General features: G+C 67.3%; 16 protein-coding genes. 11 read left to right on the forward strand and 5 right to left on the reverse strand.

Going from position 1 to position 16,251, the window contains the following annotated elements; translation table 11 throughout:
* Positions 1-69 precede the first annotated feature (69 nt).
* From EV283_RS09200 to EV283_RS09215, 4 genes are all read right to left on the reverse strand, one after another.
* Positions 70-1,017 (reverse strand): 50S ribosomal protein L11 methyltransferase, encoded by a 948-nt coding sequence (locus EV283_RS09200; RefSeq protein ID WP_130324624.1) that lies wholly within the window; start codon positions 1,015-1,017, stop codon positions 70-72.
* A complete protein-coding gene (locus EV283_RS09205; RefSeq protein ID WP_130324626.1) occupies positions 1,007-1,711 on the reverse strand; it encodes an SDR family oxidoreductase in 705 nt (234 codons plus the stop codon). The genes EV283_RS09200 and EV283_RS09205 overlap by 11 nt, the downstream gene beginning before the upstream one ends.
* A 79-nt stretch (positions 1,712-1,790) precedes the next feature.
* A complete protein-coding gene (gene ggt / locus EV283_RS09210; RefSeq protein ID WP_207223067.1) occupies positions 1,791-3,530 on the reverse strand; it encodes a gamma-glutamyltransferase in 1,740 nt (579 codons plus the stop codon).
* 149 nt (positions 3,531-3,679) lie between these two features.
* Entirely contained in the window at positions 3,680-4,711 is a 1,032-nt protein-coding gene (locus tag EV283_RS09215; RefSeq protein WP_130324628.1) for a quinone-dependent dihydroorotate dehydrogenase, read from the reverse strand.
* A 158-nt stretch (positions 4,712-4,869) separates the two neighbouring features.
* Between EV283_RS09215 and EV283_RS09220 the strand changes: the two genes are divergently transcribed.
* From EV283_RS09220 to mtnP, 10 genes are all read left to right on the forward strand, one after another.
* Positions 4,870-5,391: an SUF system Fe-S cluster assembly regulator gene (locus EV283_RS09220; RefSeq protein WP_130324630.1), complete on the forward strand. Its 522-nt coding sequence runs from the start codon at positions 4,870-4,872 to the stop codon at positions 5,389-5,391.
* Complete coding sequence (gene sufB / locus EV283_RS09225) at positions 5,391-6,881, forward strand: Fe-S cluster assembly protein SufB (protein ID WP_130324632.1); 1,491 nt, start codon at positions 5,391-5,393, stop codon at positions 6,879-6,881. Before EV283_RS09220 ends, sufB begins: the two co-directional genes overlap by 1 nt.
* Positions 6,881-7,255, forward strand: coding sequence for a hypothetical protein (locus EV283_RS09230; RefSeq protein WP_130324634.1), 375 nt, complete (start codon positions 6,881-6,883; stop codon positions 7,253-7,255). Before sufB ends, EV283_RS09230 begins: the two co-directional genes overlap by 1 nt.
* Positions 7,242-7,985 carry a Fe-S cluster assembly ATPase SufC gene (gene sufC, locus EV283_RS09235; protein ID WP_130324636.1) on the forward strand — a complete coding sequence of 248 codons (744 nt, stop codon included), beginning with the start codon at positions 7,242-7,244 and terminating at the stop codon, positions 7,983-7,985. The genes EV283_RS09230 and sufC overlap by 14 nt, the downstream gene beginning before the upstream one ends.
* A 2-nt stretch (positions 7,986-7,987) precedes the next feature.
* Positions 7,988-9,058, forward strand: a complete 1,071-nt coding sequence (locus EV283_RS09240) for a SufD family Fe-S cluster assembly protein (protein WP_130325096.1) — start codon at positions 7,988-7,990, stop codon at positions 9,056-9,058.
* 146 nt (positions 9,059-9,204) lie between these two features.
* Positions 9,205-10,383, forward strand: coding sequence for a cysteine desulfurase (locus tag EV283_RS09245; RefSeq protein ID WP_242615886.1), 1,179 nt, complete (start codon positions 9,205-9,207; stop codon positions 10,381-10,383).
* Complete coding sequence (locus tag EV283_RS09250; protein WP_130324640.1) at positions 10,380-10,841, forward strand: SUF system Fe-S cluster assembly protein; 462 nt, start codon at positions 10,380-10,382, stop codon at positions 10,839-10,841. The genes EV283_RS09245 and EV283_RS09250 overlap by 4 nt, the downstream gene beginning before the upstream one ends.
* Before the next feature lie 118 nt (positions 10,842-10,959).
* Positions 10,960-11,313 carry an iron-sulfur cluster assembly accessory protein gene (locus EV283_RS09255; protein ID WP_130324642.1) on the forward strand — a complete coding sequence of 118 codons (354 nt, stop codon included), beginning with the start codon at positions 10,960-10,962 and terminating at the stop codon, positions 11,311-11,313.
* Positions 11,314-11,600: 287 nt separating this feature from the next.
* Positions 11,601-12,992, forward strand: a complete 1,392-nt coding sequence (locus EV283_RS09260) for an amino acid permease (RefSeq protein ID WP_130324644.1) — start codon at positions 11,601-11,603, stop codon at positions 12,990-12,992.
* A complete protein-coding gene (gene mtnP / locus EV283_RS09265) occupies positions 12,989-13,861 on the forward strand; it encodes an S-methyl-5'-thioadenosine phosphorylase (protein ID WP_130324646.1) in 873 nt (290 codons plus the stop codon). Before EV283_RS09260 ends, mtnP begins: the two co-directional genes overlap by 4 nt.
* A gap of 131 nt (positions 13,862-13,992) precedes the next feature.
* Here mtnP and EV283_RS09270 read toward each other — a convergent pair whose 3' ends face one another.
* Positions 13,993-14,328 (reverse strand): DUF6481 family protein, encoded by a 336-nt coding sequence (locus EV283_RS09270; RefSeq protein ID WP_055878170.1) that lies wholly within the window; start codon positions 14,326-14,328, stop codon positions 13,993-13,995.
* Positions 14,329-14,623: 295 nt separating this feature from the next.
* Between EV283_RS09270 and EV283_RS09275 the strand changes: the two genes are divergently transcribed.
* Complete coding sequence (locus EV283_RS09275) at positions 14,624-16,222, forward strand: hypothetical protein (RefSeq protein WP_165391736.1); 1,599 nt, start codon at positions 14,624-14,626, stop codon at positions 16,220-16,222.
* The last annotated feature ends 29 nt before the right edge of the window (positions 16,223-16,251 follow it).

Consider the following 16,251-nt stretch of genomic DNA (forward strand, 5'->3'; position numbering starts at 1 on the left):
GTTCCCTCGCGAAGGCGGGGGCCCAGACTGGACCCCCGCCTCCGCGGGGGAACACGCCTCCGGCAGCCGTTAAATATCCAGCGCCCACCCATCGCGCCCCTTCGGATCGAACGGCCCATCGGCCACGAACCGCTCAGCCCCCGCCTTCAACCGAAGCACACTCCAATCCCCGCGCCGGTCGACCGCCTCGAGCGAACACCCGCACGCCTCATACGCCGCGACCACGCCACTGCGCTGCGTCTCCAGCAACCCCGCCAGCACGATCGTCGCCCCTGATTCGGCGATCGACGCGATCTCGGGCGCCATCGACACCAGCGGCCCCGCCAGGATATTCGCGATCACCAGGTCATACGGCGCCGCCGCCACGATCGCATCGTCGAGCGTGCCATCCGCCACGATCAATTCGATCCCGCAAACCCCGTTCAGATCCGCGTTCTCGCGCGTGACGTCGATCGAGACCGGATCGATATCCGTCCCCATCATCGCTGCCTCGGGCCACAGATGGGCCGCCGCGAACGCGAGCAGCCCGGTCCCCGTCCCGATATCGATCACGTTCGCGAACGTCGCGTCCGCCATCCCGTCGAGCATCGCAAGACACCCGCTGGTCGTCTCGTGATGCCCGGTCCCGAACGCGCGGCTCGCCTCGATCAGGAACGCGCGCTTGTCCGCCGGCGCCGCGCCCGCATGCGCGCCGGTATGCACGAAGAACCGCCCGACCGACAAAGGCTCGAGCCCCGCCTGGCTCATCGTCACCCAATCGGCATCGCCCAACCGCTCGACCGCGATCTCGGCGCCCGCCGCACTCGGCACCAGCGCGCGCACCGCCGCGACCGTGTCGGCCGCCGGCTCATGCTCGAAATACGCATCGAGCCGCCACGATTCGACGTCGTCCTCGATCTCCTCGGTCGTCATCAGCACGGCGTCGCCCGGGATCGCGTTACCGAGGTCGTCGCTTGCATCGATCGCCTCCGCCTCCGCGCGCGTGCAGGGCAGAGTCAGCTTCCAACTATCGGACATAGCTCGCTCCATTCACGTCGATCACCGATCCCGTCATCGAGGCCGGCGCCTCCAACGCGAGAAACTTCGCCGCCGCCGCCACCTCTTCAGGCGCCGCAACCCGGCCCAGCGGAATTTCCGCCAGCAACGCATCGCCCCCGCGGCTCGACAGATAGTCGTCTGCCATCCCGGTCATCGTGAACCCCGGACACACCGCGAACGCCAGTATCCCCTCGCGGGCATAGCCTCGGGCAATGGTCTTGGTCATTGCCACCATTCCGGCCTTCGACGCGGCATAATGCCAGTGCGAGGGCGAATCGCCGCGATAGGCGGCGCGGCTGGCGATGTTGACGATCCGGCCACCCCCCTTCCAGCCCTGGCGTCCCCGCGATTGCCAGTGCAGCACCGCCAACCGGCACAGTTCGGCGGACGCGGTTAGGTTGATCCGCATCGTCCGCTCCCACTGCGCGGTCCAGTCGTCGTCACCGAGCGGACTGGCCTCGAACACGCCCGCATTGTTGATCAGCACGTCGATCGTCCCGCCCGCCTGCTCCAGCGCAGCGTTCCACAACGCCGTGGGGCCTGCGGGATCGGCGAAGTCGGCGGGGATGCCGCTCGCGGTCCCGTGCCCGATGACGGAGGCGCCGGCGTCGGTCAGCGCCAGATGGATCGCCGCGCCGATGCCGCGGCTGGAGCCGGTGAGTAATATGGTCATGCGCCGCCCTTAGCGTCCGGTTTCGTGTCGCGTCACCCCATGCCGAAGCCCGCTGGCTAACGGAACGATGCGCCGATCGTCATTCGGGCGCGCGCTGCAGCTTGCCGACACGCTGGATCTGCGAGACGGTGCCGTCCTGGCTGATCGCCACGCCTTCGCTGCGCGGATCCGCCGCGCCGACCCATTTGCCACCGACGCGTTCGATCGCGTTTGCTTTCAGGCCGAGTGCCGCGACCTGCACGGTTTCGCCGAGCGCCTGCAACGCCGGGACCATCGCCTCGCGCTCGGTGCCCTTCTCGACCGCGGCGACATGGCCGGGGGCATAGATCAGGCCGAGCGCGATCGAGTCCTGCGCCGACAATTTCCAGTCGACCACGCCGATGATCGCCTTGGCCACCTGCGCGATGATCGTCGAGCCGCCCGCGGCGCCGACCGCGAGCCGGACCTTGCCGTCGGGGCCATAGACGATCGTCGGCGACATCGAGCTGCGCGGCCGCTTGCCGCCCTCGACCCGGTTGGCGACCAGCGCGCCGTTCTTCTCGGGGACGATGTCGAAATCGGTGAGCTGGTTGTTGAGGACCGTGCCGTCGACGCTGATCCCCGAACCGAAATACCCTTCGACCGTGGTCGTGACCTCGACGACGTTGCCGCGCGCATCGGAGACTGCAAGGTCGGTGGTGCCGGGAACTTCGCTGACCGGCGCGCGGACGCGGGCAGGGGCGCCGGGAGGCGTGCCGGGCGCGACGCTCGCCATGGTCGTCGTGGGCGAGATCAGCGCCGAGCGCGACGCCAGGTAACCCGAGGAGAGCATGCCCGTAACCGGCACGCGGACGAAATCGGGATCGCCGACGTACAGGTCGCGATCGGCGTAAGCGAGCCGCGAGGACTCAGCGAACAGATGCCACGCCTGCGCGCTGTCCTTGCCGAGCTTGCCCATGTCGAAGCGTTCGAGCTGCTTGAGGATCATCAGCACGGTGATGCCGCCCGACGAGGGCGGGCCCATGCCGCAGACGCGGTAGACGCGATATTTGATGCAGACGGGCGGGCGGTTCTTGGCGTCGTAGCTGGCGAGGTCGCCGGTCGTCATCTTCGACGGGTTGCGCGCAGCGGTGTTGACCGCGGTGACGATCTTCTGCGCCTGCGGACCGACATAGAAGCTGTCGGGGCCCTGGGTCGCGATCCGCTGGAGGAGCGCGGCCTGTTCGGGGTTCTTGATCGTCGCGCCGATCGCAATCGGCGTGCCGTCGGGCGCGGAGAAGAGTTTGCGCGTCTCGGGCGTGATGTGGTCGCCATAGGCCGACATGCCGTTGACGAGGCGCGGCGAGGCTTGGAAGCCGTTGGTCGCAAGGCGGATCGCGGGCGCGAACAACTGCGCCCAGGGGAGCTTGCCCGAGGCGCGGTGCGCGAGCGCCATGCCGCGCAGCGCACCGGGGATGCCGACGCTGCGACCGCCGGGGACCGCATCTCTATGGCTGAGCGGGGTGCCGTCGGCGGCGTAGAACCAGCGCGCGTCGGCGGCGGCCGGCGCAGTTTCGCGTGCGTCGATCGTGCTGAGCGCGCCGCCGGCCGCATGGCTGATCCAGAAGCTGCCGCCGCCGATCCCCGAGCTCTGCGGCTCGACGACGTTGAGCGCGAGCATCGTCGCGATCGCCGCATCGGTGGCGCTGCCGCCTGCACGCAGGATCTCGACGCCGGCCGCCGCCGCGCGCGGGTCGGCGGCGCTGACCATGCCTTGGTCTTTCGCCGGGGCGGGGGTGGATTGGCGCGCCTCGGTGGCGGCGGGGACGAGGAGGGCGAGCGCTAGGAGAGAAGTCTTCATCGCGCGTGAACCTAGCGCGGTTCGAATAGGAGGCAAGGCGTCGTCGTACATTCCCCCGTCATCCTGGGCTCGACCCAGGATCCAGAGCCACACAGGGCGACCCGCGCGGCTCTGGATCCCAGCTTTCGCCGGGATAACGGAAGGGGGTGTCAGCTTGCGTCGACCCCTACTGCGTCTCCAACGCTCGCGAACCCGTCTCGCGTAAGCAGCGCGTCCAGGTCGCGCAGCATCCGCGCGGGGAGGCCGGGGCCTTCGTACACCAACGCCGTGTAGAGCTGGACGAGGCTCGCGCCCGCACGGAGGCGGGCATAGGCCTCCGCACCGCTACCGATGCCGCCGACCGAGATCAGCGGGATCGCCGCGCCGGTCGCCGTGCGGAAGTCGGCCAGGCGCTGGCGGGCGAGGGGGGCGAGCGGGGCGCCGGACAGGCCGCCGGTTTCCTTCGCATTGGCCGAGCGCAACCCGGGGCGGGTGATCGTCGTGTTGTTGACGATCAGCGCGTCGATGCGGTTGTCGATAGCGGCGCGCGCGATGTCGTCGATGTCCGCAGGCTCGAGGTCGGGCGCAACCTTCAGGAAGATCGGTGTCCGGCCCTTCGCAGCGGTGCAGGCAGCAAGCAGGTCGCGCAGCGCCGCGCCATGCTGCAGGTCGCGCAAGCCCGGCGTGTTGGGGGAGCTGATGTTGATCGTGATATAGTCTGCATGCGTCGCGGCGCGCGTGACGCCATGGACGTAATCCGCGGTGCGGTCGGCCGCGTCCTTGTTCGCGCCGACGTTGATGCCGAGCACGCCCTTGCCGCGCTTATGCTCCTTCGCCCGGTCGAGCGCCGCGTCGAGGCCGCCATTGTTGAAACCGAGCCGGTTGATGACCGCGCGGTCCTCAGGCAGCCGGAAAATCCGCGGCTTCGGGTTGCCGGGCTGCGGCACGGGGGTGAGCGTGCCGATCTCGACGCTGCCCAAGCCCAGCCCGAAGAACCCGTCGATCGCGCGCCCGTCCTTGTCGACGCCCGCCGCGAGCCCCACCGGATTGGGAAACGCGATCCCCGCCACGGTTGTGGCAAGCCGAGGAACGCTGGGGGCGAGCGGTGTGCCCGCCTTGCCCCACGCAGCGAGCGCGGCAATCGTCAGGCCATGCGCGCGTTCGGCGTCGAGGCGGAAGAGAAGCGGGTGGTAGAAGGCCATGCGCGCTCTTCGCACCGGTTCGGCCTCAGGTCAAAAAGCGCCTAAAACCCCCACCCCAGTTGCGAGTCGTTAGCACGTGCCGACGGGTTGACGATGACTCCCGCAACGCCCATTTGTGCAATCGGATCATATCGGTCCGATTGGACTCACGAAGCACCATGCGTCTTTCCAGCCTAGCCGACTATGCGGTCGTGATGATGAGCGCCGCCGCGCGTCATTGCGGTGGTATCGCGCGGCTGAACGCGACGCTGCTGAGCGAGGAGACCGGGGTGCCGCTGCCGACCGTGCAGAAGCTGGTCAGCCGGTTGTCGGCGGCGGGTCTGATCGAGAGCACGCGCGGCACCGGCGGCGGCTTCCGCCTGTCGCGACCGCCCGCGTCGATCTCGCTGGCCGACATCATCGAGGCGGTCGAGGGCCCGATCGCGCTGACCGCATGCGTCGACGGCGCCGCGCAGGATTGCTGCATCGACCAGACGTGCAAGGTGAAGCCGCACTGGAACGCGGTCAACGGCGCGGTCCGCGGCGCGCTCGCCGGCGTGACGCTCGCGTCGCTGTCCTCGCCCCACCCCGGCGAAGGCCGGGGCCCAATTGGGGATCATGCATTGGCGGAAGACGGCGCGCAACTACATCAACCTATCCAATTGGACCCCGGCCTTCGCCGGGGAGGAGTTTTAGCGTAATGGCTACCCGGAACGCAGAGGCCTATGCCGCCGCGAACAAGACGTACGAGTGGGGCTTCTCCTCGGACATTGAACAGGAATTCGCGCCCAAGGGCCTGTCGGAAGACACGGTGCGCTTCATTTCCGCCAAAAAAGGCGAGCCGCAGTGGATGCTCGACTGGCGGCTGAAGGCGTTCGCCTTGTGGCAGACGATGGACGCGCCCGACTGGTCGAAGCTCAACGTGCCGCCGATCGATTACCAGGACGCCTATTATTACGCAGAGCCCAAGGCGAAGCCGAAGCTGGGCTCGCTCGACGAGGTCGATCCCGAGATCCTGCGCGTCTACGAAAAGCTCGGCATCCCGATCGGCGAGCAGAAGATGCTGGCCGGCGTGGTCGAGGATCTGCTGAACGAGGACGGCACGCCCAAGCGCCGCGTCGCTGTCGACGCGGTGTTCGACAGCGTCTCGGTCGCGACCACGTTCCGCAAGGAATTGGAGGCCGCGGGCGTGATCTTCCGCTCGATCTCCGAGGCGATCAAGGAATATCCCGACCTCGTGCGGAAGTGGCTCGGCAAGGTCGTGCCGCAGCGTGACAATTACTTCGCGACGCTGAACTCGGCGGTCTTCTCCGACGGCACGTTCGTCTACATCCCCGAGGGCGTGCGCTGCCCGATGGAGCTGTCGACCTATTTCCGGATCAACGCCGAGAATACCGGACAGTTCGAACGTACGCTGATCGTCGCCGACAAGGGGTCGTACGTCTCCTATCTCGAAGGCTGCACCGCGCCGATGCGCGACGAGAACCAGCTGCATGCTGCGGTCGTCGAACTCGTCGTGCTCGACGATGCCGAGATCAAATATTCGACCGTGCAGAACTGGTATCCGGGCGACGAGAACGGCGTCGGCGGGATCTACAATTTCGTCACCAAGCGCGCACTGTGCCAGGGGAAGAATTCGAAGGTCAGCTGGACTCAGGTCGAGACCGGCAGCGCGATCACGTGGAAATATCCGTCGTGCGTGCTGGCGGGCGATGGCTCGGTCGGTGAATTCTATTCGGTCGCGGTGACGAACAATCGCCAGCAGGCCGATACCGGCACGAAGATGATCCACCTCGGCAAGAACACGCGCTCGACGATCGTGTCGAAGGGGATTTCGGCGGGGCGGTCGGACAACACCTATCGCGGGCTGGTGCGCGTCGCGCCGACCGCGGAGGGCGTGCGCAACTTCACCCAGTGCGACAGCCTGCTGCTCGGCGACCAGTGCGGCGCGCATACCGTGCCGTATATCGAGGTCCGCAACCCCTCCGCGCAGATCGAGCATGAGGCGACGACGTCGAAGATCTCCGAAGACCAGCTGTTCTACGCGATGTCACGCGGGCTGGATGCGGAGGCCGCGGTCGCGCTGATCGTCAACGGCTTCGCGCGGGAGGTGTTGCAGCAGCTGCCGATGGAGTTCGCGGTCGAGGCGCAGAAGCTGCTGGGGATCAGCCTTGAGGGGAGCGTGGGGTAGTGTTCGAGCGGACTCGCGCCGATCTGATCGCCAGACTCGAAGTGCTCGCACCTCGTTTTGGACAGATCGGTCTTCGCGCCGTCAGCCGAACCGATGAGGCACGGCTTGCAATAAAATCGAGCTTGGGCGGTTCCGCCGACCTTTACCTAGAGATAGCCGATAAAGCTTTTGAGAAAGCTACGCTGTGTCGAGAATCAATTACCTTGCTCGCCATACAGAAAGCATGGCCACTTACGTTCAAGCGTGGAGTGAAACGGGCAGAGAAATTCGCGCAAACTTGTGAATCTCTTTTGAATGACGCGGACGCGGGCGCCGCCGCCGGCAAGGCAGCATTCAGAGAAAAATATGGTGATGTTACAAATGCTAAAAATTGAAAACCTTCATGCCGAGATCGACGGCAAGGAAATCCTCAAGGGCCTGTCGCTCACCGTCAACGCGGGCGAAGTGCACGCGATCATGGGGCCGAACGGCGCGGGCAAGTCGACGTTGGGCTATGTGCTCGGTGGGCGGCCCGGCTACGAGGTCACCGCGGGGTCGATCACGTTCGACGGCGTCGACCTGCTCGAGCTCGAGGCGCATGAGCGCGCCGCGGCGGGCGTGTTCCTCGGCTTTCAGTATCCGGTCGAGATCCCCGGCGTGTCGAACGTCCAGTTCCTGCGCGAGGCGCTCAACGCACAACGTGCGACGCGGGACGAGAAGGCCCTGTCCGGCGGCGAGTTCCTGAAGCTCGCGCGCGCGCAGGCGGATCTGCTCGGCATGGATTACGACATGCTCAAGCGGCCGGTGAATGTCGGCTTTTCGGGCGGCGAGAAGAAGCGCAACGAGATGGTGCAGATGGGCATCGTCAACCCGAAGTTCGCGATCCTCGACGAGACGGATTCGGGCCTCGACATCGATGCGCTGCGCGTCGTCGGCGACGGCATCAACCGCATCATGCGCGCGCCCGACAAGGCGGTGCTGCTGATCACGCATTACCAGCGGCTGCTCGATTATGTGGAGCCGGACTTCGTCCATGTGCTGGCCGACGGGCGCATCGTCCGCTCGGGCGGCAAGGAACTCGCGCAGCAGCTCGAGAGCGAAGGCTATGTGGGGATCGCCGCGTGACGATGCTGCTCGACCTTCCCTCGACGCGCGAGGAATCGTGGCGCTGGGGTGATCCGGCGGCGATCGCCGCGGCGGCCGGCCTGCCGCGCGGCGAGGCGCTCGCGGGCGCGTGGTTCCTCGATCTGGAGGGGGCGCGCGCGGTGTTCGTCGATGGCGTGCTCGATACGGCGCGGAGCGATCTGCGCCATGTCGCGATCGCGCCGCTCGAGGGTGGCGAGCATGTGCTCGGCCGTCGCACGACCGGCCACGGCTGGTCGCTGCGTGTCGACGCGAACGCGTCGGCCGAGCTGATCCAGATCGTCCACATCTCGACCGGGGGCGACAACCAGCTTCCCGCCGAGATCGTGCTGGCGGGTGGTGCGCAGGCGTCGGTTGTCGAGACCTATGTCGGCACCGGCTGGTCCAACCGGTCGACGCGGATCACGTTGGGTGCGGGCGCGAAGCTGACGCGCTCGGTGCGGTTGCTGCAGGCGAGCGGGTTCGTGTCGTTGCGCGACGAGGCGGATGTCGGCGCGGAGGCGAGCCTGATCGTGACGGTGCTCGGCGCGGGCGATGCGGGGACGCGGATCGACGGTGCGGTCACCGTGTCGGGCGACGATGCGTTCGCCGAATATGGCGGCGCGTTGTTGACGCGGAAGGCGCAGAAGCAGGAGTGCGCGCTGTCGGTGCGGCATGCCGCGCTGAACGGGCAGAGCAAGCAGATCTGGCGCGCGGTCGCCGCGGATACGTCGACGGCGAGCCTTGCGGCGCGCGTCGAGGTGGCGCGCGATGCGCAGAAGACCGACGGCGTGCAGTCGTTGCGCGGGTTGCTGCTCAAGCGCACCGCGACGGTCAATCTGAAGCCCGAGCTCGAGATCTTCGCCGATGACGTGAAGTGCGCGCACGGCGCGACGGTCGGCGAGCTCGATCAACGTGCGCTGTTCTACATGCAGAGCCGCGGCATCCCGCATGCCAAGGCGCAGGCGCTTCTCACGCGCGCGTTCGTCGGCGATGCGTTCGCGCAGATCGCCGACGAGACGGTGCGCGACGCGTTCGTTGCGGACGCGGATGCATGGCTGGAGGCGGCATTATGAGTATCCTCCCCGGCACGGGGAGGGGGACCAGCGCAGCTGGTGGAGGGGGTTCTCCACTTGGCGCCGCGTCTGTGGAAGCCCCCCTCCACCCCGCCGCTTCGCGTCGCGGTTCCCCTCCCCGTGCCGGGGAGGAGTGTCTTGATCGTGTGTCGGATTTCCCGGCGATCCCCGAGGGCTGGGCGTATCTCGATACCGCCGCGACCGCACAGAAGCCGCAGGTCGTGGTAGACGCGATCACGCGCGCCTATGGCGAAACCTACGCGACCGTGCACCGCGGTGTGTACCAGCGCTCGGCCGACATGACGGTCGCCTATGAACAGGCGCGCAAGGCCGTCGCGCGGTTCATCGGCGCGGGCTCGCCCGACGAGATCGTCTTCGTCCGCGGCGCGACGGAGGCGATCAACCTCGTCGCGACCTGCTGGGCGGGCACTCAGCTAAAGGCGGGCGACCGCATCCTGCTGTCGATGCTCGAGCATCATTCGAACATCGTGCCGTGGCAGATGATCGCCGAGGCGCGCGGCGTCGCGATCGACGTGCTGCCGCTGACCGCGGACCATTGCATCGATCTCGACGCGATGGAGCGGATGATCACGCCGGCGCACAAGCTGGTCGCGCTCGGACATGTGTCGAACGTGCTCGGCTCGGTGCTCGACGCCAAGCGCGCGACCGACATCGCGCATTCGGTCGGTGCCAAGCTCCTGCTCGATGGCTGCCAGTCGGTCCCGCGGATCGCGGTCGACGTTCAGGCGATCGGCTGCGATTTCTACGTCTTCTCCGGGCACAAGCTATACGGTCCGACCGGGATCGGCGTGCTGTGGGCCAAGCCCGAACTGCTCGAAGCGATGCCGCCGTACCAGGGTGGCGGGTCGATGATCGACAAGGTGTCGTTTGCGAAGACAACCTATGCGCCGCCGCCGGGACGGTTCGAGGCGGGGACGCCGCATATCGTCGGCGCGCTCGGGCTTCACGCGGCGATCGATTATGTCGAGAGCATCGGGCTTGGCGCGATCCACGCGCACGAGACCGCGCTGGTGACCGCGACGCGCGAGGCGCTGTCGGGGATCAATTCTGTGCGGCTGTATGGGCCGGCGGACTCGGCGGGGATCGTCTCCTTCACGATCGAGGGGGTTCATCCGCACGACATCGGCACCATATTGGACGAAGAGCGCGTCGCGATCCGGGCCGGCCATCACTGCGCACAGCCGCTGATGGAGGCGCTGGGTGTCGAGGCAACGGCACGCGCGAGCTTCGGGGTCTATAACGGGCCAGCCGACGTCGATGCGCTGGTGCGCGGTATCGCGCGAGTAACGAGGATATTTGGATGAGCGATCGGTTCGAGATCGAGGAAGTCGAAGCGGTGCAGTCGCCGCCCAAGGCACGCGTCGTACTGGACACCGACGGCGATGCGGAGCGCAAGCGCGATTATCTCGCCGGGTTTCTGGCGCAGAAGCCGCAGGTCGATCTGGCGGGCGAGCCCGGTGGCGCGGTGTACGATGCGATCATCGATGCGCTGAAGGATATCTATGATCCCGAGATCCCGGTGAACATCTACGACCTGGGGCTGATCTACGGCGTCGAGGTGACCGGGGACGGGCATGCGGTCGTCACGATGACGCTGACCACGCCGAACTGTCCGGTCGCGGAATCGATGCCGATGGAGGTCGAGATGCGCGTCGGCGCGGTGCCGGGTGTCGGCGTCGCCGAGGTGAACCTGGTCTGGGATCCGGCCTGGGATCCGCAGAAGATGTCCGACGAGGCGAAGCTCGAACTGGGCATGCTGTAGGTCATTCCCCTCCCGCGTGCGGGAGGGGCTAGGGGAGGGAAGAGCGGAGCATTGCCGTTCAAGCCCTCCCCCGACCCCTCCCGCAAGCGGGAGGGGAGCAGAAGGAAGGACGACGATCATGGCGACGACATTACGAGCACGGCCGGCGGCGCTGAACCTGACGGGGACGGCGTATGCGCGGATCGCGGACCTGATGGCGCGCGCTCCGGCGGATGCGATCGGGGTTAAGCTGTCGACGCCCAAGCGTGGGTGTTCGGGGCTGGCCTATTCGGTCGATTACGTCACCGAAGCCCAACCGTTCGACGAGCGGATCGACACGCCCGGCGGCACGCTGTTCGTCGATGGCGGGTCGATCCTGTATCTGATCGGCTCGACGATGGACTGGGTCGAGGACGACTTCACCGCGGGCTTCGTGTTCCAGAACCCCAACGCGAAGGGCGCATGCGGCTGCGGCGAGAGCTTTACCGTCTGAGCGTACGAGGGGCGTTCCTCCGCCTATGACCGTCATCCCCGCGGAGGCGGGGATCCATACTGGCGGCGCGTGGTGACCGATCGCGAGGGCTGTCAGTCTGGATTCCCGCCTGCGCGAAAATGACGGGGTTTTTACCGCATAAAGGCGATGCCGGCCCGGCCAGGGCAAAGGTTGCCCACGGGACGGACCTCGCTACAAGGGCGGCGCCAACTGGACCCCGGCCGTGCGCCGGGGTGGCGCGCTGGACCGAACGGAATGATCCGCGTCCAGATGACGAGGGGATCAATGTGGCCAGTCTGTTTCGCCGAAAAATCGTCACCGAGCAGCCGCCCGAGCATCAGCTCGCGCGAACATTGTCGTGGCCGCATCTGGTCGCGATGGGCGTCGGCGGGATCGTCGGCACCGGCATCCTGACGCTGATCGGCGTCGGCGCAGGGCTCGCCGGCCCCGCCGTCATCCTGTCGTTCGTCATCGCCGGCGGGATCTGCGCCTGCGCCGCGCTCGCCTATGCCGAGATGGCGACGATGATCCCCGCGTCGGGCAGCGCGTATACCTATAGCTATGTCGTGCTCGGTGAGCTGATCGCCTGGGTGATCGGCTGGAGCCTCATCCTCGAATATTCACTCGTCGTGTCGACCGTCGCGGTCGGCTGGTCGGGCTATGCCGCGCCGCTGCTACGCGGCGCGTTCGGCTTTCCCGAGGCGCTGACGCTCAGCCCCGAACTTGGCGGCATCCTCAACGTCCCCGCGATCGTCATCATCGCGGTCGTCGCGGGCGTGCTGTCGTTCGGCACGCGCGAGAGTGCGACGCTGAACGCGGTACTGGTGGCTGTGAAGATGATCGCGCTGACCGTGTTCGTGTTCATCGCGCTGCACTATTTCAACAGCGCGAACCTGCACCCGTTCATGCCCTACGGCTTCCCCAAGGCGGTCCAGCCCGACGGCGCCGAGCGCGGCGTCATGGCGGCGGCGGCGATCATCTTCTTCGCCTTTTACGGCTTCGACGCGATCTCGACCGCGGCGGAGGAGACCAAGAACCCCGGCCGCGACCTCGCGATCGGCATCCTCGGGTCGATGGTGGCGTGCATCGCGATCTACATCCTCGTCGCGGTCGCGGCGGTGGGCGCGCTCTCGTACACCCGGTTCGCGGGCAGCGCCGAGCCGCTCGCGCTGATCCTTCGCGAGATCGGACGGCCGGGGTTCGCGACCTTCCTCGGCGCCTCCGCGGTCGTCGCATTGCCGACCGTGCTGCTCGCCTTCCTGTTCGGCCAGAGCCGGATCTTCTTCACGATGGCCCGCGACGGGCTGCTCCCGCTGAGCCTCGCCAAGGTCTCCAAGCGAGGCGCCCCGGTGCGCATCACCTGGATCACCGCCGCGATCGTCGCGGTGATCGCAGGGCTGCTGCCGCTCGCCGAAATCGCCGCGCTGGCCAACGCCGGAACGCTCGCCGCATTCGTCGCGGTGTGCGCCTGCATGCTGGTGATGCGCCGCCGTGCCCCCGATGTGATCCGCACCTTCCGCGCACCGGCAGCGACGCTGGTCGGGACGATCGGTATCCTCGGCTGCCTGTATCTGTTCTTCAGCCTGCCCTCGAAGACGCAGCTCTATTTCGGCCTGTGGAATCTGCTCGGGCTGGTGATCTACTTCGTCTACGCCCGCCCACGGGCGCTCGCCGAATGACCGGCTGGACGATCGGGATCATCGGCGGCTCGGGGCTGTACGCGGTCGACGGGATCGAGGACGGGCGCTGGCAGACGGTGGACACCCCCTGGGGCGCGCCGTCGGATGCGATCTATACCGGCCGCGTCGGTCGTGTCGGCGTGGCATTCCTCCCGCGGCATGGACGCGGGCACCGCATCTCCCCTTCCGACCTGAACGCCCGCGCGAACATCGGTGCGCTCAAGCGGCTCGGCGTCACCGACGTGCTGGCGGTGTCGTCGGTCGGCTCGCTGGTCGAGCAACGCCCGCCGGGCAGCTTCACGATCGTCGACCAGTTCATCGATCGCACCAAGGGACGCCCGTCGAGCTTCTTCGGCACCGGGCTGGTCGCGCACGTCTCGATGGCGGATCCCGTCTGTCCGCGCCTGTCCCGCTACGCCGCCGACGCCGCGCGCGAGGCCGGCGCGCAGGTCGACGACCGCGGCACCTACCTCGCGATGGAAGGCCCGCAATTCTCGACGCGGGCGGAGAGCCTGCTCTACCGCCAATGGGGCTGCGACGTGATCGGCATGACCGCGATGCCCGAGGCGAAACTCGCGCGCGAGGCGGAGCTGCCCTACGCGCTGGTCGGCATGGTCACGGATTATGATTGCTGGCGAGAAGGCGAGGCCGGAGTCGACGTCGCGCAGGTCCTCGCGCAGTTGGACGCCAATGCGGCCAAGGCGCGTGCCATGGTCATGACGCTGTTGCGAGCGCTGCCAGAAGCACGCGCTGGCTCGCCGATCGACACCTGCCTGGACAGCGCGATCATTACCGCGCGCGGCGCACGCGATCCCGAACTCGTCGCCAAGCTCGATGCGGTCGCCGGTAGGGCGTTCTCGAAACTGTAGAAGGGAAGTGCGGCGTGGGCTTCGCGCCCGGGGCCGAGGGTGCGTGCATCGCGAAATGCACGGGCGATCGCGCGATGCGATCTTGAACCGACTTGGAACGATGGGCCCGCCGCAGCAGGCCCATCCGCGCCTTACTTCTTCTTGTTCTTGCGCGCCGCGTATTTCGCGTCGCGAATCGCCTTCTTCTCGGCGTCGGTCAGCTCGACCTTGGCTTCGGCTTCGCGCTTCTTCGCAGCAGCCGCTTCGGCCTCGGCCTTCTTGGCGGCCTTGGCCGCGTCCTCGGCAGCCCGCTTGGCGGCGCGCTTCTCGCGCTCGGCCAGTTCCTTGGCTTCGCGCGCGGCAAGGCGCTCGGCGACGACGGCTTCGTCGATCGGCGGCTTGGCGCGCAGCGCTTCAAGCGCCTTCTGCTTGGCGGCGGCTGCGCTGCTCGTGCGGTCCTGGAAACTGGGGTCCTTGAAAGAGGCCATTGTCGTCGAATAATCCCGTAATGATGGTTTGGCCGCGCGGTCGCAGGGATGCGTCGCCGGTCATTCTGGCAGCGCCTGTAAATCATCGCGCGCCGGATCGGAAGAGATGTGTTCGCGCACGCCGATTTCAACCCGCAGCGAGTGTCGCTGTCACCGATACGTCACATCCTAGTCACGCAAGCGTCATCCGAATCGCATCGTAGCGTCACGCATCCCGCATAGTCGCCTAATCGAGGTCGGCAGGGGGGAGCCTGAGTCGATCCATCAGATAACGATCCGACCGGGAGTCTCTTGAATGACCATCGTCAAGCGCATGAGCTTTATCCTGCTGGCCAGCACCGCCTGCGTCGCGCTGTCGGCATGCGACGGCGCGGACAGCGTCGGCTCGCCGGGCGAAGGCGTGATCGTCGTTCCCGCTACGCCGACGCCGAGCCCGACTCCGTCGCCGACGCCCACGCCGACCGCGGGCACGCCCGCCACGTCGTGCCCGACCGGCACCACCGATGTCGGCATCATCGGCAACTACCGCTCGTGCCGCCTGCCATCGGCGATCACCTCGGCGCTCAGCCTGCCGAAGGTCGCGGGCGTCGCCTATGAGATCAACGGCCGCGTCGATGTCGGTGTCGATGTCGGCGGCGCCGGCAGCGCGCTCGGCGGTATCCCGACGACGCTGACGATCGCCGCGGGCTCGCTGATCTATGCCAACACGACGAATTCGGACAACGACTTCATGGTCGTCAACCGCGGGTCGAAGCTGATCGCGGAAGGCACCGAGACCCAGCCGATCATCTTCACCGCGCAGGCCAATTTGACCGGTGGCGTGAACGATGAATCGCAGGGCCTGTGGGGCGGCATCATCCTGGCCGGCCGCGCACCGATCTCGAACTGCAACACGACCGTCACGGGCGGTTCGGCCGCGTGCGAGAACGTCGTCGAGGGCACCAGCACGGCATTGTACGGCGGCGCCGTGCCGACCGACAGCAGCGGCACCGTCCGCTACGTCCAGATCCGCTATTCGGGTACCGTCATCAGTCCGAACAACGAGCTGCAGGGCCTGACGCTGGGCGGCACCGGTTCGGCGACCGTGCTCGACCATATCCAGATCCACAACAGCTCGGACGACGGCATCGAGATCTTCGGCGGCCGCAGCAACCTGCGCTACCTCGCGATCACCGGCGCGGACGATGACGGCCTGGATACCGATGTCGGCTGGCAGGGCTTCGTCCAGTTCGTGCTCGCGATCCAGAAGCCGAGCAACACGACCGGCGACAATTATTCGACCGAGATCGATTCGAACAATAACGAGGATGCGCTGCCGCGTCAGCGTTACAATCTAGCGAACTTCACCTTCGTCCAGACCTCGACCGCGACCAACGCGGCGATCCGCCTGCGCGGTGGTGCCGATGCGGTGTTCGTCAACGGCATCGTCAGCAATCCGGGCGGCGCGTGCCTGAACGTGATCGCCGGTGCCGATGCCGGCGGCAAGACCACGATCCGTCCCGCCAATGCCGCGCTCGAGGACAACGGCCCGCCGGTGTTCAACTCGGTCGTGTTCAGCTGCACCACGCCCTATGCCGAGACCGCGGTCAACGGCATCACGGTGACGACCGCCGAGCAGCAGGCGCTGTTCCGCGCCGGCAGCAACAACACCGAGGCGGCGGCTGCCGGTTCGGTCCTGACCGGCACGTTCCTGCCCGCCGGCGTGGCCTCGACGACGACCGCGTTCAACGCCTCGACGCTCAACCCGTCGGGCACCGCGTTCCTGGTGAACACCAGCTATGTCGGCGCGGTCAACGGCAGCACCGACACCTGGTATCGTGGTTGGACGTGCAATTCGAACCGCGCGAGCTTCGGCACGACCAGCAGCGCCTGCACGGCGCTCCCGACGAGCTGATTTCAGCACGTCGGACACTGCGCGGGGGG

This window comes from Sphingomonas sp. BK036 (assembly GCF_004216825.1).
Lineage (GTDB): Bacteria > Pseudomonadota > Alphaproteobacteria > Sphingomonadales > Sphingomonadaceae > Sphingomonas.

Excerpts from the sequence above, each read along its gene's own strand:
- EV283_RS09200 (WP_130324624.1), bottom strand. The coding sequence starts at position 1,017 with ATGTCCGATAGTTGGAAGCTGACTCTGCCCTGCACGCGCGCGGAGGCG.
- EV283_RS09205 (WP_130324626.1), bottom strand. The coding sequence starts at position 1,711 with ATGACCATATTACTCACCGGCTCCAGCCGCGGCATCGGCGCGGCGATC.
- ggt (WP_207223067.1), bottom strand. The coding sequence starts at position 3,530 with ATGAAGACTTCTCTCCTAGCGCTCGCCCTCCTCGTCCCCGCCGCCACC.
- EV283_RS09215 (WP_130324628.1), bottom strand. The coding sequence starts at position 4,711 with ATGGCCTTCTACCACCCGCTTCTCTTCCGCCTCGACGCCGAACGCGCG.
- EV283_RS09220 (WP_130324630.1), top strand. The coding sequence starts at position 4,870 with ATGCGTCTTTCCAGCCTAGCCGACTATGCGGTCGTGATGATGAGCGCC.
- sufB (WP_130324632.1), top strand. The coding sequence starts at position 5,391 with ATGGCTACCCGGAACGCAGAGGCCTATGCCGCCGCGAACAAGACGTAC.
- sufC (WP_130324636.1), top strand. The coding sequence starts at position 7,242 with ATGCTAAAAATTGAAAACCTTCATGCCGAGATCGACGGCAAGGAAATC.
- EV283_RS09240 (WP_130325096.1), top strand. The coding sequence starts at position 7,988 with ATGCTGCTCGACCTTCCCTCGACGCGCGAGGAATCGTGGCGCTGGGGT.
- EV283_RS09250 (WP_130324640.1), top strand. The coding sequence starts at position 10,380 with ATGAGCGATCGGTTCGAGATCGAGGAAGTCGAAGCGGTGCAGTCGCCG.
- EV283_RS09255 (WP_130324642.1), top strand. The coding sequence starts at position 10,960 with ATGGCGACGACATTACGAGCACGGCCGGCGGCGCTGAACCTGACGGGG.
- mtnP (WP_130324646.1), top strand. The coding sequence starts at position 12,989 with ATGACCGGCTGGACGATCGGGATCATCGGCGGCTCGGGGCTGTACGCG.
- EV283_RS09270 (WP_055878170.1), bottom strand. The coding sequence starts at position 14,328 with ATGGCCTCTTTCAAGGACCCCAGTTTCCAGGACCGCACGAGCAGCGCA.
- EV283_RS09275 (WP_165391736.1), top strand. The coding sequence starts at position 14,624 with ATGACCATCGTCAAGCGCATGAGCTTTATCCTGCTGGCCAGCACCGCC.